Below are 21,848 nucleotides of genomic sequence, written 5' to 3'. Positions count from 1 at the left end.
GCGCGCCGGGTTCCGGGCAGCCGAGTCCCGCAGAAGAGGATGCCAGTATCGGCAGATTAGACCAAATGACCGCTGACCGTCAGTCGAGGATGTCGGCGTGCAGGGCGCGCAGCACCGCGTTGGTCCGGTCGCGCGCCCCGAGTTTGAGCAGCATGGTCGAGACGTGGTTCTTCACCGTGCCCTCGGCCAGGAACAGGGCCCGGGCGATCTCGCGGTTGCTGTACCCCTCCGCGACGAGCCTCAGCACCTCCAGCTCCCGTTCGGTGAGCCGCTGGATCGGGGGCAGGTCGTCGTCGTCCGCCGGCCGGCGGCGGTGCACCGCGCGCAGCAGCCGGTCGGTGATCGACGGCGAGATCAGCGTCCCCCCGCCGGCCAGGACGCGGATGGCCCGGGTCAGCCGTTCGAGCGTCACGTCCTTCAGCAGGTAGCCGCACGCCCCCGCCCGCATCGCGTCCAGCACCAGGGTGTCGTTGTCGAACGTGGTCAGCACGAGCACCGGCGGCGAGCCGTCCGCGCGCTCCTGCAACGCCCTGAGCACCCAGATGCCGTCGTGGCGGGGCATGCGAAGGTCGAGCAGGACGACGTCGGGGGCGTGCTCCCCGATCGCCGCCAGCGCGGACATGCCGTCGTCGGACTCCCCCACCACCTCGATGTCGTCGGTCAGGTCGAGCAGGCTGCGGATGCCCTGCCGCACCAGGGTCTGGTCGTCGACCACGATCACCCGGATCATCGCGCCGGCACCCTGGCGGTGACGCGGAAACCGTCGCTGCCGTCGAGCCGCACGTCGCCGCCGACCGCGCCGATCCGCTCGCTCAGGCCGCGCAGCCCGTTGCCCGGCCGCAGCTGGGGACTGCCGCGCCCGTCGTCGACGGAGGTGAGCCGCACGCCCCGGTCCGGCGTGCTCTCGATCCGGATGCGCAGCGAGGTCGCGCCCGCGTGCCGGACGGTGTTGGTGACGATCTCCTGGACGACGCGGATGAGCGTGATGGTCACCTCCTCGGTGGGGCGTACGTCGTCGTCGATCCACACGCCGATCTCCAGGCCGGGGATGTCGCGTACCACGTCGGTCAGGGACTCGCGCAGGTCGGGCGCGTCGGCGCGCAGCTGCCCGACGGTCGTGCGCACGTCGCGGAGCAGGTCCCGCGCCACCCGGTCGGCGCGCTCGATGTGCACGCGCGCGCCGGGGCCGTCGCGGTGCCGGGCGACCTCCAGCTCCAGGGTGAGCGCCGTGAGCTGGTGCCCCATCAGGTCGTGCAGTTCCCGGGCGATGCGCAGGCGTTCGTGAGCGCGTGCGGTGTCGGCCAGGATGACGCTCGCCGCCCGCAGCTCCAGATGCGCCTCGCTCAGCTCGCGGCGCATCCGCTGCTCCCGGATGATCGCCAGCGAGCTCAGCAGCGTCGCGGTCTGGATCAACAGGTACAGCAGCGCGCTGAGACCGATCTCGGGCAGGGCGGCCTCGGTGCGGCCCACGGTCACGGCGATGACGACGGTGTTGAGCACGACCACCGGCGGGCCGACCCACGGCGGCGCGACGTACGCGCCCAGGGCCGCGGTGAAGACCAGCAGGATCGGCAGCCACCCGGCGCCGGGCGCCGTCAGGATCGTCAGCCACCCCAGCACGACGGCCGTGCCGTAGCAGGCCCACGCCCGTCTCGGCCGGCAGTCCTCCCAGAGCGCGGCGGTCAGCGAGGTGACCACCAGCGCCACGAACAGCACGCCCCACACCGGCCGGGGCACCCGTGTCTCGGCCGCGCCGAGCAGTATCGGGGTGCCCACCGCGAGGCACACCAGCAGCCCCGCCAGGCCCGCCCACACGTCCGGCTCGATTCGCCGCATACCAGCACTCTACTGGCGCTCGCATCCGCGCTGAGGTGCCGAAAGTCATGGGTACCGATGCTGACCATCGGCACAGGCGCCAGGGGCTCGCCCTTCCTAACGTCGACGGCATGCACACGACAACGTCATCTCCCGCCGTCGAGGCGGACCGTCTGCACAAGCGCTACCGTTCCAAGGTCGCCGTCGAGGAGGTCAGCCTCTCGGTCGCCGCCGGCGAGATCTTCGGCATCCTGGGACGCAACGGAGCCGGCAAGACGACCACCGTCGAGCTCATCGCCGGGCTCAGGCGGCCCGACCGCGGCACCGTCCGCGTGCTCGGCCTGGACACCCGGCGCGACCGGGCCCGGCTGCGCCACGTCCTCGGGGTCCAGCTGCAGGAGGCCGCCCTGCACTCCGCGCTCACGGTCACCGAGCTGGTCCGCCTGTACGGGACCTTCTACCGCGACCCGCTGCCGGCCGGCGACCTGATCGAGTCGGTCGGCCTGACCGCCTCCCGCCGCACCCGCTTCGAGAACCTCTCCGGCGGCCAGCAGCAACGGCTGTCGATCGCCCTCGCCCTCGTCGGGCGGCCCCGGGTGGTGATCCTCGACGAGCTGACCACCGGGCTCGACCCCGAGGCGCGCCGCCAGATGTGGTCGACCCTTGAGCGGCTGCGCGAGTCCGGCGTGACCGTCCTGCTCGTCAGCCACGCCATGGAGGAGGTCGAACGACTGTGCGACCGGGTCGCGCTGCTCGACGAGGGACGGATCGTCGCCCTCGACTCGCCCTCCGGGCTCGTGCGGAGGGCCGGGTTCGCCCAGCGGGTCACCTTCCGCGCCGTCACCCCCGTGCCTGGCGGGCTGCTCGAAGGACTCGACGAGGTCGAGCGGGTGCGCGCCGACGGCGACCGCGTCGTCGTCGAGGGCCGCGGTGACCTGCTCCAGGCCGTCAGCGTCGCGCTCGTACGCGCCGGCGTCGTGGCGACCGGGACGCGCGGCGAACAGGCCGGCCTGGACGACGCCTTCGTCGCCCTGACCGGGCACCGGCTCGACACCGACCTCGACACCGACCTCGACACCAGGTTCCGCACCGGGCTCGGCACCGGGAAGGAGACGATCCGATGACGGACATCGTCGCCCACCGTCCCGGGCCGCGCGCCTGGGTCGCGCTGCTGGTCTGCGAGCTCAAGATGGTCGCCCGCGACACCGCCGGGCTGATCGTGCCGATCGGCCTGCCCGTGCTCATCCTGGTGATGAACGCCTCGGCCGCCGGGCGGGAGACGGTCGCGCATGGCCGCACGGCGTTCGACGTCTACGTGCTGCCGCTGGTGTTCACGATGGTCGTGGCCACGACCGGCATCGTCAACATGCCGAGCTTCCTGGCCTACTACCGTCGCAGCGGCATCCTGCGACGCCTCGGGGTGACACCCGTCTCGCCCGCGCTGGTCCTCGTCGCCCAGGCGGCCGCCGGCGTGCTGCAGATCGCCGTCGGCGTCGCGGCCGCCTGGATCCTGGCCGTGCTGGCGTTCGGCGCCAATCCCCCGGTGCGCGTCGGCGCGGCGCTCGGCGTGCTGGCGCTGACGGTGGCCGCCATGTACGCCGTGGGCCTGATCGTCGCCGCGCTGTCGCCCACCCCGAACTCCTCCGTGGCGATCGGCCTGAGCGTCTTCTTCGTCCTGGGTGCCGCGGGTGGCATGTTCGGCGGGCGTGACAGCCTCCCGGAGGTGATCACGACGATCGGGCAGTGGCTGCCGTTCGGCGCCGGGAGCCAGGCCCTGTCGGCCGCCTGGATCGGCGCACCCGTCGAGGCCGCCAACCTGATCGGCCTCACCGCGACCCTGGTGTCCGGCGTCGTCGTCGCGGCCGTTCTCTTCCGCTGGGACTAGTCGTACCTCCCGTCGGCGGGCGGCTGACGGGACGGTCCGCGAGCCGGCCCCCGCCAGGCTCGCGGCTCTCCCCGCAGCCGGTACGACACCCGCGAAACGATGCCCCCCGTGGATCGGTCAGGACGGGTTTTTCCGAACGCTAGGCGGGGCCGCTGCGGAAAGCATGAGTAACCCCTACTCATCCCACCGGATCCTCGCGTAACAAAATTCGCAAACACCCATATATCAACGCCATAGGCCGCTGGAGGGCCGTGGAGGCCGCACCCGCGTCTAGCCGAGCGGCAGTGTCTCACCCGATTCCAGCAGGGTCTTCAGGTTCGACAGGATCTCGGGCCAGCCCTCGCTGACACCCTTGATCATCTCGCTGCCCGCGACGAGGCCCTCGTGGGTCACGGTCAGCTTGACCGTGGCCCCGCCGGCCGGCTCGATGTCGAAGGTGATCTTCGAGATCGGCTCCTTCCTGAGCTCGGCGAGCTTCTCGTCGCTCCAGCCGAACAGGTCGGCCACTTCCTGCTCGTAGTTGTGCCAGGTGTACGACAGGCGTTTGCCGGGCTCGGCCTCGATCACCCGCTGGCCCCAGTCGTTGAACTCGCCGTCCGCGGTGACCTTCCACTCGATCGGGGCCCCCGGCGTCCAGTCGGATCGCGGGCCCCCACCGCCGAAGTAGCGACTGATGAAGGCCGTGCTGGTGAGGGCCTCCCACAGCCGGTCGGGAGTCGTCCTGATGTAGCTGACGTAGACGAAGCTGGTCTCGGACACGTCCGTACCCTCCAGGGCTCGTTTCAGGTCGGCGAGCGCGCGCGCCCGCTCGCGGTCGTAGCGGCCGATCCACCGGTCGGCGATCTCGTTGATGGGCGCGGCGTTGAGGTGGTGGAGCTTCTCCCTGCCGCGTTTGACCGTCTCCACCAGCCCGGCCGCCTCCAGGACGGACAGGTGTTTGGTCACGGCCTGCCGGGTCATCTCCAGCCCCGCGCACAGCTCGCGCAGGGTCTGGCCGTTGCGCCGGTTGAGACTGTCGAGCAACCTCCGGCGACTGGGGTCGGCGAGGGCCTTGAATACCGCGTCCATGCCGTCTCACAGAGTTAGGCAACCTTTTGGGTGCATGTCCGAATATAGGGAACTTTTTGGTTGCATGTCAATGCGGGCGTCGCGGCCCTCGCCTCAAGATGTCTCGCGGGGTGACGAGCACGGCGGCCGCGGCGACGCCGGAGAGCGGTCACCGAGGACGCGCGACCGCGGTCAGGGCACCGCCGTGTTGGCGTCCCGGCTCACCACGGCGAGCACCCCGTCGATCTCGGAGAGTGCCGTGGTCAGCTCCGCTATCGGACCGGAGCCGCGCACGGTGAGCCAGAGCGACACGGTGTCGAGGTCCTGCCCCGCGGGACGCTGATCGACGAACAGCTCGTCCACGGCGAACCCCCGGCTCGTGCATTCGGCGAGCACCAGCCGCAGCACGCCCCGCCCGTCGAGGTAGCGCAGCCGGAGCCGCGAGGGCGCGTACTTGGACCGGGGAAGCCGGTCGGCCAGGGGCGTGAGGACGAACAGCGTCGCGAAGTAGCCGATGGTCACGACGATCGCCAGCAGCCACAGCCCGGCCCCCGCCGCCATGCCCACCCCGGCGGTGAGCCAGGTCGCCGCGGCGGTGGTGAGGCCGCGGACCGCGTCACCGCGGACGAATATCAGGCCCGCGCCGAGGAATCCGATACCGGACACGATCTGGGCGGCCACCCGGGAGGGATCGAGCCCGACGTTGTTTCCCAGAACGTCGTAGAAGCCGTACTTCGACACCAGCATGATCAGGGCGGCGGCGAAGCCGACCAGGGTGTGGGTGCGCAGGCCCGCGCTCTTCTGGCGGACCTCCCGCTCCAGGCCGATCATCGCCGAGAGCACGAAGGCCAGGAGCAGCGCCCCTATCTGCGCCCAGCCCTGTCCGGCGAGTTCACCGAGAGGCGCCATCCCCCTCACCCCCGGCCCCGGCGTTGGCCTCGGTTCCGGGGGGAACGCCCCCGGAACCGGTTACGCCGCCTCGGCGGCCAGTCCGGCCTGCCGGAGGGCGGGGAACACCCGCTGTTCCGAGAGGTAGTGGCCGACTCCGACGACGAGCGCGACGGGCCATTCGATGACTCCAAACGCTCCCAGCGCGCCCAGCACCCCGTAGAAGACCAGCCGATCCGGTGTCGGCAGGGTCAGCGTGCCGATCACCGGCACGGTGATGTGCGGTGGCGGCTGTTCCCCGCCCACCTGGACGTGCGTCCTGCCGTTCGAAGCGGTGGTGGTTGTCCTGACCATGGCGGCCTCCGTGACTCACGACACACCACGCCAATCCCCGGCCCCGCATGCCCCGTAACACCCTTTGGCCAGGACTTTGCCCATCCCACCAGCCATTGGATCACCAGGAGGGGACGAATTCCTCCCGACCCGGCACGTCGATCGAGGCTTGGTCCGTATGGCGGTATGAGTGTCTTCGTTGACGCCCTCGGGCACCTGCCAACGCTCGTACCCGGTAGAGGGAGCCGGTTGGCTCCTGGTACGGCGCACCTATGAAAGAGGAGCCGCACCAGGAACCGGCTTACTCACTCCCGTTGTTCGATGATCGCGTCGATGTCCGCGACCAGCCGCTTCCAGCTCGGCAGCCCCGAGACCGGACCCGCGCAATCCAGCCTTTCCAGGAGTTGACGGCGGTGCTGAAAGAAACGCTTCGCGACACGGTCATGACGTCGTCCGGCCACATCCGCCGCCTTGATGAGGCATTCCTTCAGCAGACGCTTCGGATCGGCGACGTCCTCGACCTCATGGGCCTTGGGCAGCCTGAGGTCATGTCGTCCACGGGGGTTACCCGCCACCTGACGTATTCCGTCCTCGTCGAGCAGCAGCCATGCCTCGGTCATGCGCACCGGTATCACCGGGATGACGGAGGAGGTCACTCCGCCTCCAGAACAGCGGCTTCGATCTCGGTTCGGCGAACCGCGTGACCCACGTTGTCGGAATCTCGATGCACGACGACAAGATCAACCGGGTCGCGCAACAGCTTCAGGCCGGCGGTGACCCGCGACCTGACATCCTTGGGAACCTTGTCGAGAAGCGAGAAGTCCGGCTTGCTCAATCTGAGCGCCACATCTCTGGCGACGAACAGGGATTCGACGAGGTCGGCCAGCGGCAGATCCGAGCTTCCTTCGGCGATGAACAGCCCTCTGAGCGATCGTGAACTCACCCTGCCACATCCAGGGGCAGACGAAGTCGGGCACCGGGAGGCGCGACCAGATAGGCGACCACGTCGCCCTCGGAAAAGGAAGGTTCGCCGGACGTCGCCCTCCACGAGCCGCTGAAGGGAACGAGAGAGAGCGCCGTGGTCACCGATCCGTCCGGGGCACGCAACGGGCGCCCCTCGGCCAGCAACAGGTCTGCGGGATCACAAAGCTGCACGACGCCCGGAGCATGCGTATTGATGATCACCTGCCGGAAAGGATTCGCGGCGTCAGGCGCCTCTTGAGGATCCACCGCCAGATCTCGCACCAGATCCACCATGGCGGGGAGGTTCGCCGGGTGAATGCCGTTCTCGGGCTCCTCCATACAGATGAGGCCGGTCACCGTCGGATCCTCAAGGAGGACACACAACGCCAGAAAGCGCAGGGTCCCTTCGGAGAGTGCCCTGGCCGGCAGGCGAAGACCGCCCCGCTCCTGCAAAAAGAGCGTGAAGACCTCACGAACCGGATCTGACTCGACGCGCAGGCTTTCCACCCCGACGGCGGCAAGGTCTGACAACCGGTCGGCGACCTGCGCGTAAACGGCGTCAGCGTCGGGGGCTCCCACCAACCGCCCACTCTCGTTGGCGATACGGAAGAGAGTCGCGGCGAGATGACGACCGTCCGCGTCAAGTGTCCGGGAGTCTCCGAAATTGTCAGGGGCACGCAAGGCTGACGGTTCCAGCGCGAGACGACGCCAGCTCTCCATCTCCCTTCGGGCGGCCAGAATTGTTGGATAGTCGTTCGTGGTCACCGTGCTGAGGACCGTGCGGCCGGCCCTGGCGGCAGCCCGTGGTTGCGGCTTGCCGAAACTTCCCCCGTCGCCGTGGACGTTGACGACGGTGCCGCTCTTCCGTTTCTCCGTGGACAGGAACGCTCCGCCCCTGCGCTGTCCCAGGACAACGGCGTTCCGGAAGTTCTTCGCACTGTGCGGGAAGCGAAGGTGTTTCCCCGCGTCTCCACGGTTGATGTGGTGAAGATCCTCCCTGGCCAGAACCAGGCGTCCCACACTGCTCTCCCCCTCGGGAGGCGTGTATTCCAGCTCCAGTTCATAGCGGAGGAATGTCGTCGTCGCCTTGGCCGGCGCTCCCAGATCGTCTTCGACCTCGGCCGGAACGACCATCTCGGCGGCGAGGGAGATGCGCCGTTGATAATCCCTGTATCCGTCCCAGAAGAGATCACGTGGATCGCCTCCGCGTATCCCGGAGGCCCCGCGGACCCGCTGGGAGGCCTCGACCAGGGTGTCCGTGGCGAGATGGGACAGGAACTCGATGGCGTCGAACACATTCGACTTGCCGATGCCGTTCGCACCGGCGATGCAGGTGAACGGGCCGAAGTCCACCCGAACGTCCAGGAGGTTCTTGAACCCCCGCACCTCAAGCCGGGTCAACACGTAGCACCACCACCGATCAGCGCCGTACCTCTATGGCTACCCATCTGAATCATCCATGGCCTTCGCACATCCGGCGTCGGCGAGAGCGGGGAACTTCAGTGGGAGCGCTGGAAATCGACAGCGATCTCTCAGGCGGCGATGTGGGGAGACCTGGCGAGTCACCACGTCCCGCCTGGAGTGAACGGGCTCTGCCTGCTGCTGCTTCACAAGCGAATCAGCCTAGCGTTCTTCCGCTGAACTCCGATGCGTACTGAGGCGGTGTCCGGTCCCAGTTCGTACCCGAACGCCGCCCAAGCCGTTTTCCGCTTCGGCCACATCGCGGAATCGTCGGCCTCGTCGGCCTCAGCGGCCCTCCTTGAGATGGCCGACAGTCCCGGACGAGCAACGGCCCGCCCCGCGGGGAAGGCGGGACGGGCCGTCGAACCGTCGGCGGGATTCAGGCCGCTACGGGGCCGCCCTGTCGGGGCGCTCGGAGACGCGGATGCTGTTGAGCACGGTGTCGCCGGTCCGCTTGGCGAACCGCACGTTGAGCTGGCCGTCGGTGACCTTCACCGTGTACTGCCGGGTGGTGGCGGTGTACGCGCCGGTCTCCAGGGCGAGGTCCAGCGCGGGGATCGCCAGCTGGCCCTCGACGATGACGTCGAAGACGCGCTGGCCCTCACGCTTGCCCCGGGTCTCGGCGAAGCCCAGCTCGACGGTGTAGGTGCCGTTGGGCACCTGGTCGAACCGGTACTCCAGCATCCCCTCGCGGACGCTCCTGAACAGCGCCTGCTCGGTGGTGCCGGTGATCGTCCTGCTGGTCGTGTTCGTCTTGGTGCTGGTGCCGACGTAGCCGTGACCGCCGGTGGTGTGCTTGCGGTCCGCGCTCCAGCGGTCACCGGCGGCGTCGACGACGTCCCTGGTGGCGCCCACCTCGACGGCGACCTGGTGCTTGGGCACCACGACCGTCACGACGATCTCGATCTGCGGGTTGCGCCCGCTGGCCGAGCGCACCAGCACCTTGCCGGTGCGTACGGTGCCCGGCGTGACGCCCGCGCTGGAGGCGGTCACCTTCAGCGTCACCGACGCGCCCTTGGCGAGCTCGCCGGTCGCGGGCGTCACGCTCAGCCAGCCCTGGGCGGGGTCTGTCAGCACGGTGTAGGCCGTGCCGACGCCCAGGTTGGACAGTTCGACCGAGCCCGTCCGGGTGGTCTCCGCCGGTTGCACCAGGGTCAGCTCGGCGACCGAGGCCGTCACCCTGCCGGTGGCCAGCGCGGTGTCGGCCCGGGTCACGCCCCCGGCGGTGACGGTGACCTCCTGGGTGAAGGTCCCGTAGTTCTCCTTGGAGACCTCGACCTGGTAGTCGCCCAGCAGGATCTGCCCGAGGAACCTGCCGTCCGCCCCGGTGGTGAAGGTCGCCACGTCGCCGACCTTCACCGTCGCGCCCGCCAGCGGCTCGCCGTCGTTGGCATCGGTGACGACGCCGGTCAGCAGCCCGTGCCGGCTCGCGGTGAAGGTCAGGCTCTGGCCGTCGCCGATCGCGGCGCTGTTGAAGGAGTACTGCAGCGCGTCGGTGCCGTCGGCGTTCTCGATGCCCACCGTGGCGCCGATCCCGGCGTCGCGCTCGCTGTCGACGCTGTCGTAGCGGTACCCGACCGACCCGTTCTCGCCGAGCAGCGCGGAGAACGTGACGCGCTGGGTGGCGTCGGCGTAGAAGCGGGCGTTGCGCCACTCGACGACGAAGGTCCGGTTGGGCGCGGTCCCGACGGTGGCGGTGTAGATCCCGGACTGGTCGTCCAGCACGAGGTCATCCCAGAAGGCGTAGAGCGCCGCGTTGGGCGCGCCGGAGGCCGGCAGGGTCACGTTGCCCGCCAGGGCGGTGCTCTCCCTGAAGGACAGGAACCCGTTGGTGCTCACCCAGGCCCCGTTGTAGCCGGTGCCGTAGAAGGGGAAGGTGAACGGCAGCGTGATCTGCTGGACCGCGTCGTCGCCGGTGAGCGTGCTCTTGGCGGTGCCCGCGACGAACGCCTCGGCGGCGCTGTCACAGGTGTAGCCGAAGGAGTCGGCGCGGCGCGGCAGCTCGACGTCCCTGGTCAGGTCGCCGTCGACGGTGAGCGGCACGGTGAGCTCCCCGGCGCACCGGGAGCCGGGGGTGACCTTCAGCTGGTAGTCGCCGTCGGGCAGCGTGAGCTGATAGCGGCCCGCCGCGTCGGCGACCGTGCTGACCGGGGTGCCCACCGCGGTCAGCGTGGCGCCCGGCTCGGGGGTTCCGGCGGCGGTGACCGTGCCGGAGACCGTGCCCGAGGACAGTCGCGTCACCGACACGTCCTCGGTGACCGTCTGGTCGGACACGACGGTGACGGTCGCGACGGTGGCGTCGTCGTACCCGAACTTCCTCACGGTGAGCTGGTAGTCGCCCGCGAGCAGGCGGGGCAGCGCGTACGTCCCGTCCTGGGCGGTGGTGGTCGCGCGGTTCAGCGGCCCGGTGACGGTGACGGTCGCCGAGGCCAGCGGCGTGCCGCCGGAGGTGACGGTGCCGGCCAGCCCGCCGAGCTCGGCGGTGGGGGTGGCCTGGACGGCCGCGAACGTGTCGAGCCTGCCCTCGCCCCAGATGTTGTTGTCCGCGGCGGTGCCGCCGCAGCGCGTGTCGTTCACGTCGATCGCGGTCCGGTCGAGCAGGTCGCGCGTGGTGGCGATGTCACCCAGCAGCGGAGGGGACGCCGACCACATCAGCGCGACGGTGGCCGCCAGGTGCGGCGCGGCCATCGACGTGCCGGAGTTGGAGCCGTAGCCGCCGTTGGTCACGGACGAGCGCACGTTCACGCCGGGTGCCGCGAGGTTGGGCTTGATCTCGCCGTTCTCGCCGGTGCCCCGGGTGGAGAAGGTCGCGATGGTGTTGTTGACGTCGAACGCGCCGGCGCTGTAGCTGGCGACGTACTGGCCGGGCGAGCCGCTGGAGTTGCAGCCCGCGTTCGTGACGTTGCCGTTGGAGAAGACCGGGAAGATGCCCGCCGCGACCCACGCGTCGACGATCTCCTTGTACCAGGGGTCGAAGCCGGCGCCGCCCCAGGAGTTGTTGACGACGTGCGGCGCCAGGTCGGGACGCGGGTTGCCGCCCTCCAGGTCGGTGGGCGCGAGCACCCACTGACCGGCGGCGAGCAGCGAGGCGTCCGAGCAGGTGGTGGACTCGCAGCCCTTGACGGCGATCCACTTCGCGGCCGGGGCGACGCCGATCGTGTTGGCGCCGCCGTCGTCTCCCACCATCGTGCCCATGGTGTGGGTGCCGTGGCCGTTGTTGTCGCACGGCACGGGGCCCGAGCAGATCCCGGCCGGGTCGAACCAGTTGTAGTCGTGGTCGACGACGCCGTCGGCGCTCCTGCCGCGGTACTTGGCGGCCAGCGCGGGGTGGTCGAACTGCACGCCGGTGTCGATGTTGGCCACGACGATGCCCTCGCCGCGGACGCCGAGCTCGTTCCAGACCCGGGGGGCGTTGACGCGGTCGATGTTCCACTCGATCGCGTCGACCTTCGCCACCTCCTTGCCGGGCAGCGGCTCGGGCACCTTGGCGACCCGGCCGGGCTCGATCCGCTCCACCTCGGGCCGCCGGGCGATCTCCTCGGCCAGCTTGGCGTTGCCGGTCACCTGGACGGCGTTCGCGATCCAGAAGGGGGTGAAGTCGACGCTCTCGGCGGTGAGGAACTCGCGCAGGCCCGCCTGCGAGGAGGCGGCGAGCTCGGTCTTGGCCCGGAAGACCTGCGCGGCCTTCTCGGTCTTCGTCTTCGCCCTGCGGGCCGCGCCGAGGTCGGCGTCGGCGTTCAGGCGTACCCAGAAAGTGGCCTTGTCGTCGGTGGCCAGATCCGCCAGGACGGTCTTGTCGATCTTGTCGGGGGCGGGTGCGGCCTGGGCCACTCCCTGGGGGAGCACGAGCATCAGGGCGGCGGCGATCCCGATCAGGGCCGATCGCCGGTGTCGAGGGGTGTGTGACACACGATCTCCTTCACTCCGGGCGGGAGTGTCCCGCCGGGCAGAGCGCCGTGGGAGGTACACGATCTTTACAACCCACGTGGAGAATCCTGAATAGATCTTGTGTAATTTTCAAGCTTTCGGGTTACTAAAACGCCATATGTCATCAGAATTAACATGAATAGACCGACCCAAAACGGCGGGCCGTACCGGCTCGCGGACTCCCCGCCCCCGCCGCGAGCGCCGTTACGGCATGTGGGCTTCACGCGATCAACAGGACACGGGAGGATTGGCGGCGTGAACCGCACCGCTGTACGTCTGGGAGTGCTCCTGCTGGCCGCCGTCGCGGTCGTGGCGGTGCTGCTCGCCCTGCTGCCCCCGTCCTCGACCGGCACGTACGGCGAGGAGGACGTCAAGGCCTCCCCCGTCGAGGTGAGGAAGCTGGGCGAGCGCGACCACGAGCTCACCGTCACCTCCGCCGCGCTCGGCCGCGAGGGCAAGGTCAGGGTCCTGCTGCCCGAGGGGTGGGCGCCCGGCTCGGGCCCGTGGCCGGTTCTCTACCTGCTGAACGGCTGCTGCCAGTCCGCGTACGACACCTGGATCACCAAGGGCGGCGCCGCGGAGCTCACCTCGGGCTACCGCGCGCTCGTGGTCATCCCCGAGGGCGGTCCCGTCGGCTTCTACTCCGACTGGCGCGAGGGCCCCGGCTGGGAGAGCTTCCACCTCACCGAGGTGCGGTCCGTCCTGGAGCGCGACTACGGCGCCGGGGACCGGCGGGCGGTGGCGGGGCTGTCCATGGGCGGTTTCGGGGCGATGTCGTACGCGGCCCGCCACCCCGGCATGTTCCAGGCGGCGGCCTCCTACTCCGGGGTGCTGCACACCCGCGATGGCAACGGCGGCGTCGACTGGCTGCTCGGGCAGTACGGCGAGGAGTCGGTGAAGCTCTGGGGCTCTCCCCAGGATCCGGAGTGGGCCGCCCACAACCCGTCCGACCTCACCGGCGCGCTGCGCGGGGTGCGGCTCTTCGTCTCCAGCGGCGACGGCTCCCCCGGCCCGCTGGACGACGCCTCCGAGGCGCGCGACGAGGGCGAGGCCTCACTGCTGCTGCAGGCCGTGACGTTCGTCGAGCGGGCCAAGGCGGACGGCGCCGAGGTGGCGGTCGACTTCTACGGCCCCGGCACCCACTCCTGGCCCTACTGGCGCCGCGGCCTCGAACGTTCGCTCCCCATGCTGATGGGCTCCATCGGCGCGGCCGTCTAGGGGCCGCCGCCCTGTTATCTTCCCGTGCCGTCCTGTGCCGTTCACGGCGCCTCCAGCCTGGCGCTCCCGGTCGCGCGCAAAGTTAAGACGGGCGACTCTGGACGTTCAACTCAGACACCCCTTTCCGGTCACCCCCGTGGCTAGGTTCCAATGACACCCCAGCTCAGGGGCGTTCGCCGTATGTCTGAGGAGCCACCTTGCGAGTCCTGGCAGTTGTCCCCGCCCGTGGAGGTTCGGTGGGGGTCCCCCTGAAGAACCTGGCCGCGGTGGGCGGCAGTCCCCTGGTCGCCCGTGCGGTACGGGCCTGCGTGCGTGCCGAGCTGGTCGACGAGGTCGTGGTCAGCACCGACCACGAGGGCATCGCCGAGGCGGCCCGCGCCGCGGGCGCGACCGTGATCGACCGGCCGGACGAGCTGAGCGGCTCGACCGCCTCCAGCGAGTCCGCCGTGCTGCACGCGCTGGACCACGTGTCCGAGGTCCCCGAGGTGGTCATCCTCGTGCAGTGCACCAGCGCGTTCATCGACCCCGCCGACCTGGACAGCGCCATCTCCAAGGTCCTGGACGGCAGCGCCGACGTGGTGTTCTCCGGGCTGGAGACGCACGAGTTCCTGTGGAGCTCCAGCGGCGCGGGCGTCAACCACGACCCGTCCTACCGCCCCCGCCGCCAGGACCGCGAGCCGCACTTCCGCGAGACCGGCGCGTTCTACGTGATGCGCGCCGAGGGCCTGCGCGAGCACGGCCACCGCTTCTTCGGCGCCGTCGCCGTGCAGCAGGTGCCCTCGCGCCACGCCATCGAGATCGACACCCCCGAGGACCTGGAGATCGTACGGGCGCTGGCGCCCTTCGTCGACGAGCCCGAGCCGATCGACGTGGACGCGGTCATCACCGACTTCGACGGCGTGCACACCGACGACCGCGCCTACGTCGACCAGGACGGCCGCGAGATGGTCGCGGTCAGCCGCTCCGACGGCATGGGCATCTCGCTGCTGCGCCGCTCCGGCGTCAAGCTGATGATCATGTCCACCGAGCACAACCCGGTGGTCGCGGCCCGCGCCCGCAAGCTCGGCGTGCCCGTCCTGCAGGGCCTGACCGACAAGCGGACCGTGCTGCGCGACTGGCTCGCCATCGAGGGCATCGACCCGGCCCGCGTCGCGTACGTCGGCAACGACGTCAACGACCTGGGCCCGATGAGCGACGTCGGCTGGCCCGTCACCGTCCCCGACGCCCACCCCAAGGTCCGCGCCGCCGCCAGGACCGTGCTGACCAGGCCCGGAGGGGCCGGGGCCGTACGGGAGCTGTGTGACCGGGTCCTCGCGGCCCGCCCGCTGGAGGAGGTCGCCACCGCCCCCGCGCCCCGCGCCGAGCTGCGGCTCACCCCGGTCGCCAAGCCGGTCCAGATCGGCGACGCGCTGGTCGGCGCCGGCCAGCCGGTCTACATGATCGCCGAGATCGGCATCAACCACAACGGCGACCTGGACATCGCGCGCAGGCTGATCGACGTGGCCGCCGAGGCGGGCTGCCAGGCGGTCAAGTTCCAGAAGCGCACGCCGGAGATCTGCGTGCCGCTGGAGCAGCGCGACCAGATCCGGCAGACGCCGTGGGGCGAGATGACCTACATGGAGTACAAGATCAGGACCGAGTTCGGCCTGAAGGAGTACACCGAGATCGCCAAGTACTGCCAGGAGCGCGGCCTCGACTGGTTCGCCTCCCCGTGGGACGTGCCGTCGGTGGAGTTCCTGGAGTCGATGGACGTGGTCACCCACAAGATCGCCTCGGCCAGCGTGACCGACCTGGAGCTGCTGCGCGCGCTCGCCTCCACCGGCAAGCCGCTCATCCTGTCCACCGGCATGTCCACGCTGGAGGAGATCGACAAGGCGGTGGAGATCCTCGGCACCTCCAAGCTGGTGATGATGCACGCCACCTCCACCTACCCGCTGCCTCCCGAGGAGGCCAACCTGCGCGCGATCGTCACCCTCCAGGAGCGGTACGGCGTGCCGGTCGGCTACTCCGGCCACGAGCGCGGCCTGCAGATCTCGCTCGCGGCGGTGACCCTGGGCGCGGTGACCGTGGAGCGGCACATCACGCTCGACCGCACCATGTGGGGCTCCGACCACGCCGCCTCGCTGGAGCCGGCCGGGCTGGAGCACCTGGTCCGCGACATCCGGATCATCGAGACCGCCCTCGGCGACGGCGTCAAGCGCGTCTTCCCCGGCGAGGAGGCGCCCAAGTCGCGCCTGCGCCGCGTCACCGTCTGACCCCGCGACCCGGATTGGGAAGAACAACTTGATCAAGCTGTCCGTCGTCGTCCCGGTGCGGGACGCGGAGGCCTACATCGGTGACGCGCTGACCTCGCTGGTCAGGAACGCGCGCCGGGACTTCGAGTTCATCGTGGTGGACGACGGATCCGCGGACGCGACCGGGCAGATCGTCGAGGACTTCCGCGACGACCTGCCCGGTCTGGTCGTGCTGCACAACGAGACGCCGGTCGGGCTGGCCGACGCCCGCAACCTCGGGGTGTCGCTGGCCTCCGGCCGCTACCTGACGTTCATGGACGGCGACGACTGGCTCGCGCCCGGCTACCTCGGGGACCTGGTCGGGGCGATCGAGCGGCTCGGCTGCGACTTCGTCCGGGTCGACCACGTCCAGGTGGAGGGCAGGAAGCGGGTGATCCACCGGGCGCCGCTCGCCACCCGGGAGGTGGTGCTGAAGCCGCGCGACCACATCCTGCCCGCCCGCTCGAAGACCATGGTCGACTACCCGTACGCCTGGGCGGGGATCTACCGCCGCGACCTCGGCGAGCTGCTGACCTTCCCCGGGCACCTGCACACCGCCGAGGACAGGCCGTGGATCTGGCGGCTGCACCGCGCCGCGGGCTCGTTCGCGGTGGTGTCGCTGGCCGGGCTGTTCTACCGGCGGATGGTGTCGGGCTCGCTGACGCAGATCGGCGACGCCAGGCAGCTGCACTTCTTCGACGCCTTCGACCTGGTCTTCGAGGGGCTGGAGGAGGAGTTCACGCCCAAGGCGGTGCGGATGTTCCGCGCGCTGCTCGCCCACCACCTGGAGATGGGCGAGCGGTTCTCCCCCGAGCTGCGCGCCCGCTTCGAGGAGCGCGGCGCCGCGACCCTGAGGCGGTTCCCCGCGGACCTGCTCGCCGAGACCCGCCTGGATCCGGAACGCGACCAGATCCTGCAAAGACTCCTGGAGGGCTGATGACGCAGCTGTTCTACGCCTCGACCCTGTTCGGCGCGATGACCCTGGCGGCGGGCGTCGACGCCGGCCGCTTCGGTCCCCGCGAGGGGCGCCGGATCCTGCTGGTGTCCAACAACGCGGCCATCCCGGAGATCACCCCGCCCCTGGACGAGACCCCCGGCTTCGCCGCGCTGCGCCCTCACTTCGACGAGCTGTACTCGTGGAACGAGATCGTGGCCCCGCTGCACCCCTCGGACTGGAAGGCCCGCGTCATCGAGGTGCCGATGCTGAGCCGCCTGGTCGGCTCGCACCTGTCCCTGGGCGACGGGCCCGCCGAGCTGATCCTGGAGTCCGTCGCGGTCCCCCCGGCCAGGACCCTGGGCGGGCTGGTCAAGGACTGCCCGATCTCGGTCTACTCCGACGGCCTGATGAGCTACGGCCCGACCCGCGACCCGCTGCCGCTGGAGATCTCCGGCCGGATCACCCGCCTGCTCCACCTCGACCTGGTCCCCGGCCTGACGCCGCTGCTGCTGTCGGAGTACGGGGTTCCCGCCGAGATCATCCCCGACCGGGCCTTCCTCGACGTGATCGGGCGAGTCGGCGGGAGAACCGGCGAGGCTCCCTCGGGCCTGTCCGGGAGAACCGGCGAGGCGCCCTCGGACCGAACAGGGAGCACCGGCGAAACGGCCGGCGCCGCGCTCCCGGACCGGAGCGGGAAGACCGGCGAGACGCTCCCGGACCGGACCGGGAGAACCGGCGAGGCTCCCTCGGGCCGGGCGATGATCCTCGGGCAGTACCTGTCCGCCCTCGACCTCGTCACCCCCGAGGAGGAGGCGCGGCTGCACGACGACATGCTGCGCGGCCTCGCCGCCCGGGGGTTTCGCAGCGTGTTGTTCAAGCCCCACCCGGCCGCCGGTCGCGGGCACGCCCGGCGGCTGCGCGAGACGGCCGCCGAGCTGGGCGTCGAGCTCGAGGTGGTGGCGGAGACCGTGCCCGCGGAGGCGTGTTTCGCCGAGCTGCGGCCCGAGCTCGTGGTCGGCTGCTTCTCCACCGCCCTGATCACCGCGAACCGGTACTTCGGGCTCCCGGTGGCGACGGTGGGCGGCGAGCTGGTCCTGGAGCGGCTCACCCCGTACGAGAACAGCAACCGGATTCCCGCCACCGTCACCGACGCCCTGCTGCCGCGCCTGTCGGCGGACGGCTCGCTGGAGGAGCCGCCGCCGGTCGACCTTCCCGCCCTGGTGGGCGCGGTCGGCTACTGCATGCAGGCCGAGGTGTATCCGGGACTGCGCGAGAGCGCGGCCGCCTACCTGGAGGCGCACGGCCCCGCCCGCTACTTCAAGCGCCAGCGCCTCGGCGCCCTGGACCTGCTCACCCCCCGGAGCACCGCCGCCCGGGAACGGAGCACCCTGGGCAGGCTCCGCGACCGCCTGTCGAAGGCGTTCCCTTAACTCCCCGGACGACCCCCGTAACTCCCCGGCCGCCCCCCCGGCCGCCGCGACGGCCGGGGAACGCGCACGGTCGTGGAGCCGTTCACATCAGGTTTGCAAGGGAGAGCCTAGCTTCGCCCCCATGCGCAGATCTCTTCCGGCGATCACGGCCCTCGTGCTGGCGACATCCCTGGCGGCGTGTGTCGCCGGGTCAGGCGGGCCGGGCGGCCCGCGCCCGCGACAGGCCGCGGACGCCACCCCGGACGCCACCGCCGAAACCCCCGCCAGAACCGCCGCGACGCGGTGCGACCCCCGGCTGGACACCGCGTTCGGCGCGTGGGCCGGGGCCGGGTTCAGCGGATCGATCGCGATCCTGAAGGACGGCGAGGTCGAGTGTCTCGCCGCCTACGGCACGGCGGACGACGCCACGGGACGGCCGAACACCCCGGAGACGGTGTTCAGCGTCGGGTCGGTCACCAAGGCGTTCACCGCGGCGGCCGTGTTCGCCCTGGTCGAGGAGGGGAGGCTGTCGCTCGACGACCGGGCGGGGCGGATCCTGCCCGAACTGGACGGCGCCGCGGCCAGGGCGACGGTCGGGCAGCTGCTGCTGCACACCGGCGGGCTGAACGGCTCGCACGCCGAGGGCGACCTCGAGCCGCTCGGCAGGGACGCCGCGGTGGCCGCGATCGGCGCGCTGGAGCGGGCGTTCGAGCCCGGCCGCGGCTACCTGTACTCCAACGCCGGCTACACGTTGCTGGCGCTCGTCGTGGAGAAGGCGTCCGGCCGGGGGTTCCGCGACTACCTGGCGGAAAGGATCCTGCGGCTGCCCGGCGGACGGGTCGCGGGGGGATTCTGGGACGGCGAGCCGGCCGCGGCCGGCCCCCGGGCCGTCGGCCGCCTCGAGAACGGCACGACCGGCCACCCGGGTGGTTTCGGCGGGCCGTACTGGGCGGTGGAGGGCAACGGCGGCCTCGCCATGACCATGCGGAACCTGGCGACCTGGACGCACGCGCTGTTCACCGGGCCGCTGCTCTCCCGCGAGTCGGCCGAGGCCGTCGGCAGGCCGGGGCACGACCTGGGCGGCGGCAGGTCGGAGACCCCGGGGTGGGTGGCGTTCGACGACTCGCTGTTCGGCGAACCGTTCCTGGCCACGGCGGGGGGCGGCGGCGAGATCGGCCACAACACCACCGTCGCGTGGATTCCCGGGCAGCGGCGGGTGGTCGCGATGGCGGCCAACAGGCCGGAGGTGAGCGCCGAGGACCTGCTGCGGGCGGTGGGCCCGGCGCTGCTCGGCGGCGGCCCGCTGCCCACCCCCACCCCCGCCTCCACCGCCGCGCCCCGCGACGGCGGCGATCTCGCCGCTATCGTCGGAACGTACGAGCTGGAGACGGGGGGTTCCTTCGACGTGAGCGCGACCGCCGGCGAGGTGACGGTCTCCGCCACCGGCCCCGACGCCGTCGCGGCGCTGTTCCCGCCCCGCGGGCCCGCCGGCGACCCGCGCGGGCACGACGGGCGCGTGCTGGCGCTGCTGGCCGGCCGGACACAGGAGGGCCGCAAGGAGCGGGAGGCCCTGACCGCCTCCTTCGGGCCCCTGGGCGACGTCACCCTGGCCGGAACCGTGGTCAGCGGCGGCGAGGTGCGCACCTACGTCACCATCGTCGCGGGGACGCGGCCGGTCCTCGGCTGGTACAGCGTCAACGAGCGAGGGGGTGTCGAGGCGGCCGAGGTGCCCGCGAGGCCCCCGAGGCTGACCTTCGTCGCCGCCGGGAACGGCCACTACCACCCTGACGACCCGGCCGGCACCGGGCCCGCGGTGAGCCTCTCCTTCCCGGACCGGAAGCTGGTCGTCTCACAGGCGGGCGGGACGTCGACCGCCCGGCGGGCCGGCTGACGCGCCGTGCGCATCCTGATCGTCGAGGACGACCCCGACCTGGCCGAGCTGGTCGCCCTCGGCCTGCGCAACGAGTCGTACGCGGTCGACGTGGCGGCGACCTGCCGCGAGGCGGAGGAGGCGCTGCGGACCACGGCCTACGACGTGGCCTGCCTCGACCTCTCCCTGCCCGACGGCGACGGGCTCGACCTCGTGCGGCGGCTCGCCCTCGACCCCGGCCTGCACCGGCCCCGGCGCACGCTCGTGCTGACCGCCCGCGACGCCGTCGCCGACCGGGTGGCCGGCCTGGACGCCGGCGCCGACGACTACCTCGTCAAGCCGTTCCACTTCACCGAGCTCCTCGCCCGGCTGCGGGCGCTGGGCCGCCGCGGCGACGAGCTCGGATCGGTCCTGCGGGTGGGCGAGCTGACACTCGACCTGACAGCCCACCGGGTCTGGCGATCCGGCGTCGAGCTCGACCTCACCTCGCGCGAGTACTCGCTGCTGCGCTACTTCATGCACCATCCCGGTGCGACGCTCTCGGCCGAGGACCTGCTGGAGCACGTGTGGGACGCCCACGCCAACCCCTTCACCGCCTCGGTGCGGGTGATCCTCAGCCGGCTGCGCAGGAAGCTCGGCGACCCTCCCCTGATCGTCACGATCACCAGCGCCGGCTACCGGCTGAAGGGGCCCTCGTCATGACCCGTCCCTGGCGGTCGCTGCGCGCGCGCCTGGCCGTGCTCGGATTCCTCGCGATCTACCTTCCGGCCCTCCTGCTGTTCGGGGTGATCCTGGTGACCGACACCGAGACGACCTCCTGGCTGGTCGACGGCGTGGAGAGCACGCGGACCGTGTCCGGGCACAGGTCGGCGTGGGTCACCTGGACCATCCTCGCCCTCGCCCCGGCCGCCGCCGCGCTGGCCTGGTGGTGGGCGGGCCGGGCGACGGCCCCGATCGAGCGGATCCGCGCGGCGGCCGACGACATCGGCGGGACCGACCTGAGCCGCCGCATCGCCCTCGACCGCGGGCCGGCCGAGGTGGTGGCGCTGGCCGCGAGCTTCGACGCCATGCTCGACCGGCTGGAGCGGGCCGCCGCGACGCAGTGGCGGCTGATCGACGAGACCAGCCACGAGCTGCGCGTGCCGCTGTCGGTCCTGATGACCAACGCCGAGGTGCTCCTCGACCACCCCGCGCCCACCGTCGAGATCTACCGGCGGGGGCTGCAACGCTCGCGGGCGGCCTCGGAACGGCTCCGGACGACGATCGACCACCTGCTGGTCGACGCCCGCGCGCGGGCCCGCGCCGTGGACCGGCGGCCGGCCGACCTGGTGACCCTGGTACGCGACGTCGTCGAGCACGCCGGCGTGCTGGCGGCCGAAAAGGAGATCGGCCTGTCGGTCACCGGCCCGCCCGCCGCCGTGTGCTCCGTCGACGAGCCCACCATGAGCCGGGCGATCTCCAACCTCGTCGACAACGCGATCAGGTACGCCCCGGCCGGATCGGAGGTGGAGATCGCCGTCGAGGTCGCAGGTGCCGAGGCCGCGGTGACCGTGACCGACCACGGCCCCGGCATCCCCGCCGGCGAGCGGGAACACGTCTTCGAACGCTTCTGGCGCGGCCGGCGCGACGTCCCCGGCACCGGGCTCGGCCTGCCGATCGCCAGGCAGATCGCGCTGGCCCACGGCGGCGACCTCACGCTGGACCCTGCCCGGCCCGAGGGCGACGGCTGCGCCTTCAGGCTCACCCTGCGCCGCTGACCGGTCCCGGGGACGGCCTTCGGCTCGCGGCCCCGGACCGGGGCACCGCCGCGACACCGTGTCCG

18 protein-coding genes are annotated in these 21,848 nt (G+C 71.3%); 9 read left to right on the top strand and 9 right to left on the bottom strand.

Annotated features, from left to right (window positions below):
• Positions 1 to 79: 79 nt before the first annotated feature.
• Positions 80 to 730 (bottom strand): response regulator, encoded by a 651-nt coding sequence (locus tag AC5L38_RS04155; RefSeq protein ID WP_495241391.1) that lies wholly within the window; start codon positions 728 to 730, stop codon positions 80 to 82.
• Entirely contained in the window at positions 727 to 1,836 is a 1,110-nt protein-coding gene (locus AC5L38_RS04150; protein WP_495241390.1) for a sensor histidine kinase, read from the bottom strand. The genes AC5L38_RS04155 and AC5L38_RS04150 overlap by 4 nt, the downstream gene beginning before the upstream one ends.
• 110 nt (positions 1,837 to 1,946) lie before the next feature.
• Here AC5L38_RS04150 and AC5L38_RS04145 point away from each other — a divergent pair, with 110 nt between their 5' ends.
• Together AC5L38_RS04145 and AC5L38_RS04140 are read left to right on the top strand one after the other, a co-directional pair.
• Positions 1,947 to 2,939, top strand: a complete 993-nt coding sequence (locus AC5L38_RS04145; protein ID WP_495241389.1) for an ABC transporter ATP-binding protein — start codon at positions 1,947 to 1,949, stop codon at positions 2,937 to 2,939.
• Positions 2,936 to 3,700, top strand: a complete 765-nt coding sequence (locus tag AC5L38_RS04140; RefSeq protein ID WP_495241388.1) for an ABC transporter permease — start codon at positions 2,936 to 2,938, stop codon at positions 3,698 to 3,700. The genes AC5L38_RS04145 and AC5L38_RS04140 overlap by 4 nt, the downstream gene beginning before the upstream one ends.
• 270 nt (positions 3,701 to 3,970) lie before the next feature.
• On the opposite strand, the gene AC5L38_RS04135 is transcribed toward AC5L38_RS04140, so the two are convergent.
• The 7 genes from AC5L38_RS04135 to AC5L38_RS04105 all read right to left on the bottom strand — a co-directional run bounded on the left by AC5L38_RS04135 (position 3,971) and on the right by AC5L38_RS04105 (position 12,301).
• Entirely contained in the window at positions 3,971 to 4,768 is a 798-nt protein-coding gene (locus tag AC5L38_RS04135; RefSeq protein ID WP_495241387.1) for an ArsR/SmtB family transcription factor, read from the bottom strand.
• 171 nt (positions 4,769 to 4,939) lie between these two features.
• The gene (locus tag AC5L38_RS04130; protein WP_495241386.1) at positions 4,940 to 5,656 is read right to left on the bottom strand and encodes an MgtC/SapB family protein; all 717 of its coding nucleotides are present in this window, start codon (positions 5,654 to 5,656) and stop codon (positions 4,940 to 4,942) included.
• Between the two features lie 60 nt (positions 5,657 to 5,716).
• Positions 5,717 to 5,989 carry a hypothetical protein gene (locus AC5L38_RS04125; RefSeq protein ID WP_495241385.1) on the bottom strand — a complete coding sequence of 91 codons (273 nt, stop codon included), beginning with the start codon at positions 5,987 to 5,989 and terminating at the stop codon, positions 5,717 to 5,719.
• A gap of 284 nt (positions 5,990 to 6,273) precedes the next feature.
• Entirely contained in the window at positions 6,274 to 6,624 is a 351-nt protein-coding gene (locus AC5L38_RS04120) for a hypothetical protein (protein WP_495241384.1), read from the bottom strand.
• Positions 6,621 to 6,911 (bottom strand): hypothetical protein, encoded by a 291-nt coding sequence (locus tag AC5L38_RS04115; protein ID WP_495241383.1) that lies wholly within the window; start codon positions 6,909 to 6,911, stop codon positions 6,621 to 6,623. The genes AC5L38_RS04120 and AC5L38_RS04115 overlap by 4 nt, the downstream gene beginning before the upstream one ends.
• Entirely contained in the window at positions 6,908 to 8,335 is a 1,428-nt protein-coding gene (locus AC5L38_RS04110) for an AAA family ATPase (protein ID WP_495241382.1), read from the bottom strand. The genes AC5L38_RS04115 and AC5L38_RS04110 overlap by 4 nt, the downstream gene beginning before the upstream one ends.
• Positions 8,336 to 8,779: 444 nt before the next feature.
• On the bottom strand, positions 8,780 to 12,301 hold the full coding sequence (locus tag AC5L38_RS04105) for a S8 family serine peptidase (protein ID WP_495241381.1): 3,522 nt from the start codon (positions 12,299 to 12,301) through the stop codon (positions 8,780 to 8,782).
• Positions 12,302 to 12,574: 273 nt separating this feature from the next.
• Between AC5L38_RS04105 and AC5L38_RS04100 the strand changes: the two genes are divergently transcribed.
• The 7 genes from AC5L38_RS04100 to AC5L38_RS04070 all read left to right on the top strand — a co-directional run bounded on the left by AC5L38_RS04100 (position 12,575) and on the right by AC5L38_RS04070 (position 21,783).
• The gene (locus AC5L38_RS04100; protein ID WP_495241380.1) at positions 12,575 to 13,537 is read left to right on the top strand and encodes an alpha/beta hydrolase; all 963 of its coding nucleotides are present in this window, start codon (positions 12,575 to 12,577) and stop codon (positions 13,535 to 13,537) included.
• A gap of 197 nt (positions 13,538 to 13,734) precedes the next feature.
• Positions 13,735 to 15,792: an N-acetylneuraminate synthase family protein gene (locus AC5L38_RS04095; protein ID WP_495241379.1), complete on the top strand. Its 2,058-nt coding sequence runs from the start codon at positions 13,735 to 13,737 to the stop codon at positions 15,790 to 15,792.
• A gap of 28 nt (positions 15,793 to 15,820) precedes the next feature.
• Complete coding sequence (locus tag AC5L38_RS04090) at positions 15,821 to 16,747, top strand: glycosyltransferase family 2 protein (protein ID WP_495241378.1); 927 nt, start codon at positions 15,821 to 15,823, stop codon at positions 16,745 to 16,747.
• Positions 16,747 to 18,177: a polysialyltransferase family glycosyltransferase gene (locus tag AC5L38_RS04085; RefSeq protein WP_495241377.1), complete on the top strand. Its 1,431-nt coding sequence runs from the start codon at positions 16,747 to 16,749 to the stop codon at positions 18,175 to 18,177. The genes AC5L38_RS04090 and AC5L38_RS04085 overlap by 1 nt, the downstream gene beginning before the upstream one ends.
• Before the next feature lie 121 nt (positions 18,178 to 18,298).
• Complete coding sequence (locus AC5L38_RS04080) at positions 18,299 to 20,047, top strand: serine hydrolase domain-containing protein (protein WP_495241376.1); 1,749 nt, start codon at positions 18,299 to 18,301, stop codon at positions 20,045 to 20,047.
• A 6-nt stretch (positions 20,048 to 20,053) separates the two neighbouring features.
• Positions 20,054 to 20,728: a response regulator transcription factor gene (locus AC5L38_RS04075; RefSeq protein ID WP_495241375.1), complete on the top strand. Its 675-nt coding sequence runs from the start codon at positions 20,054 to 20,056 to the stop codon at positions 20,726 to 20,728.
• On the top strand, positions 20,725 to 21,783 hold the full coding sequence (locus AC5L38_RS04070) for a HAMP domain-containing sensor histidine kinase (protein WP_495241374.1): 1,059 nt from the start codon (positions 20,725 to 20,727) through the stop codon (positions 21,781 to 21,783). The genes AC5L38_RS04075 and AC5L38_RS04070 overlap by 4 nt, the downstream gene beginning before the upstream one ends.
• The last annotated feature ends 65 nt before the right edge of the window (positions 21,784 to 21,848 follow it).

The sequence above is a fragment of the Streptosporangium nanhuense genome, from assembly GCF_059358815.1.
Note: the sequence above shows the minus strand (reverse complement) of the source record. Positions and strands in the feature narration are given on the sequence as shown.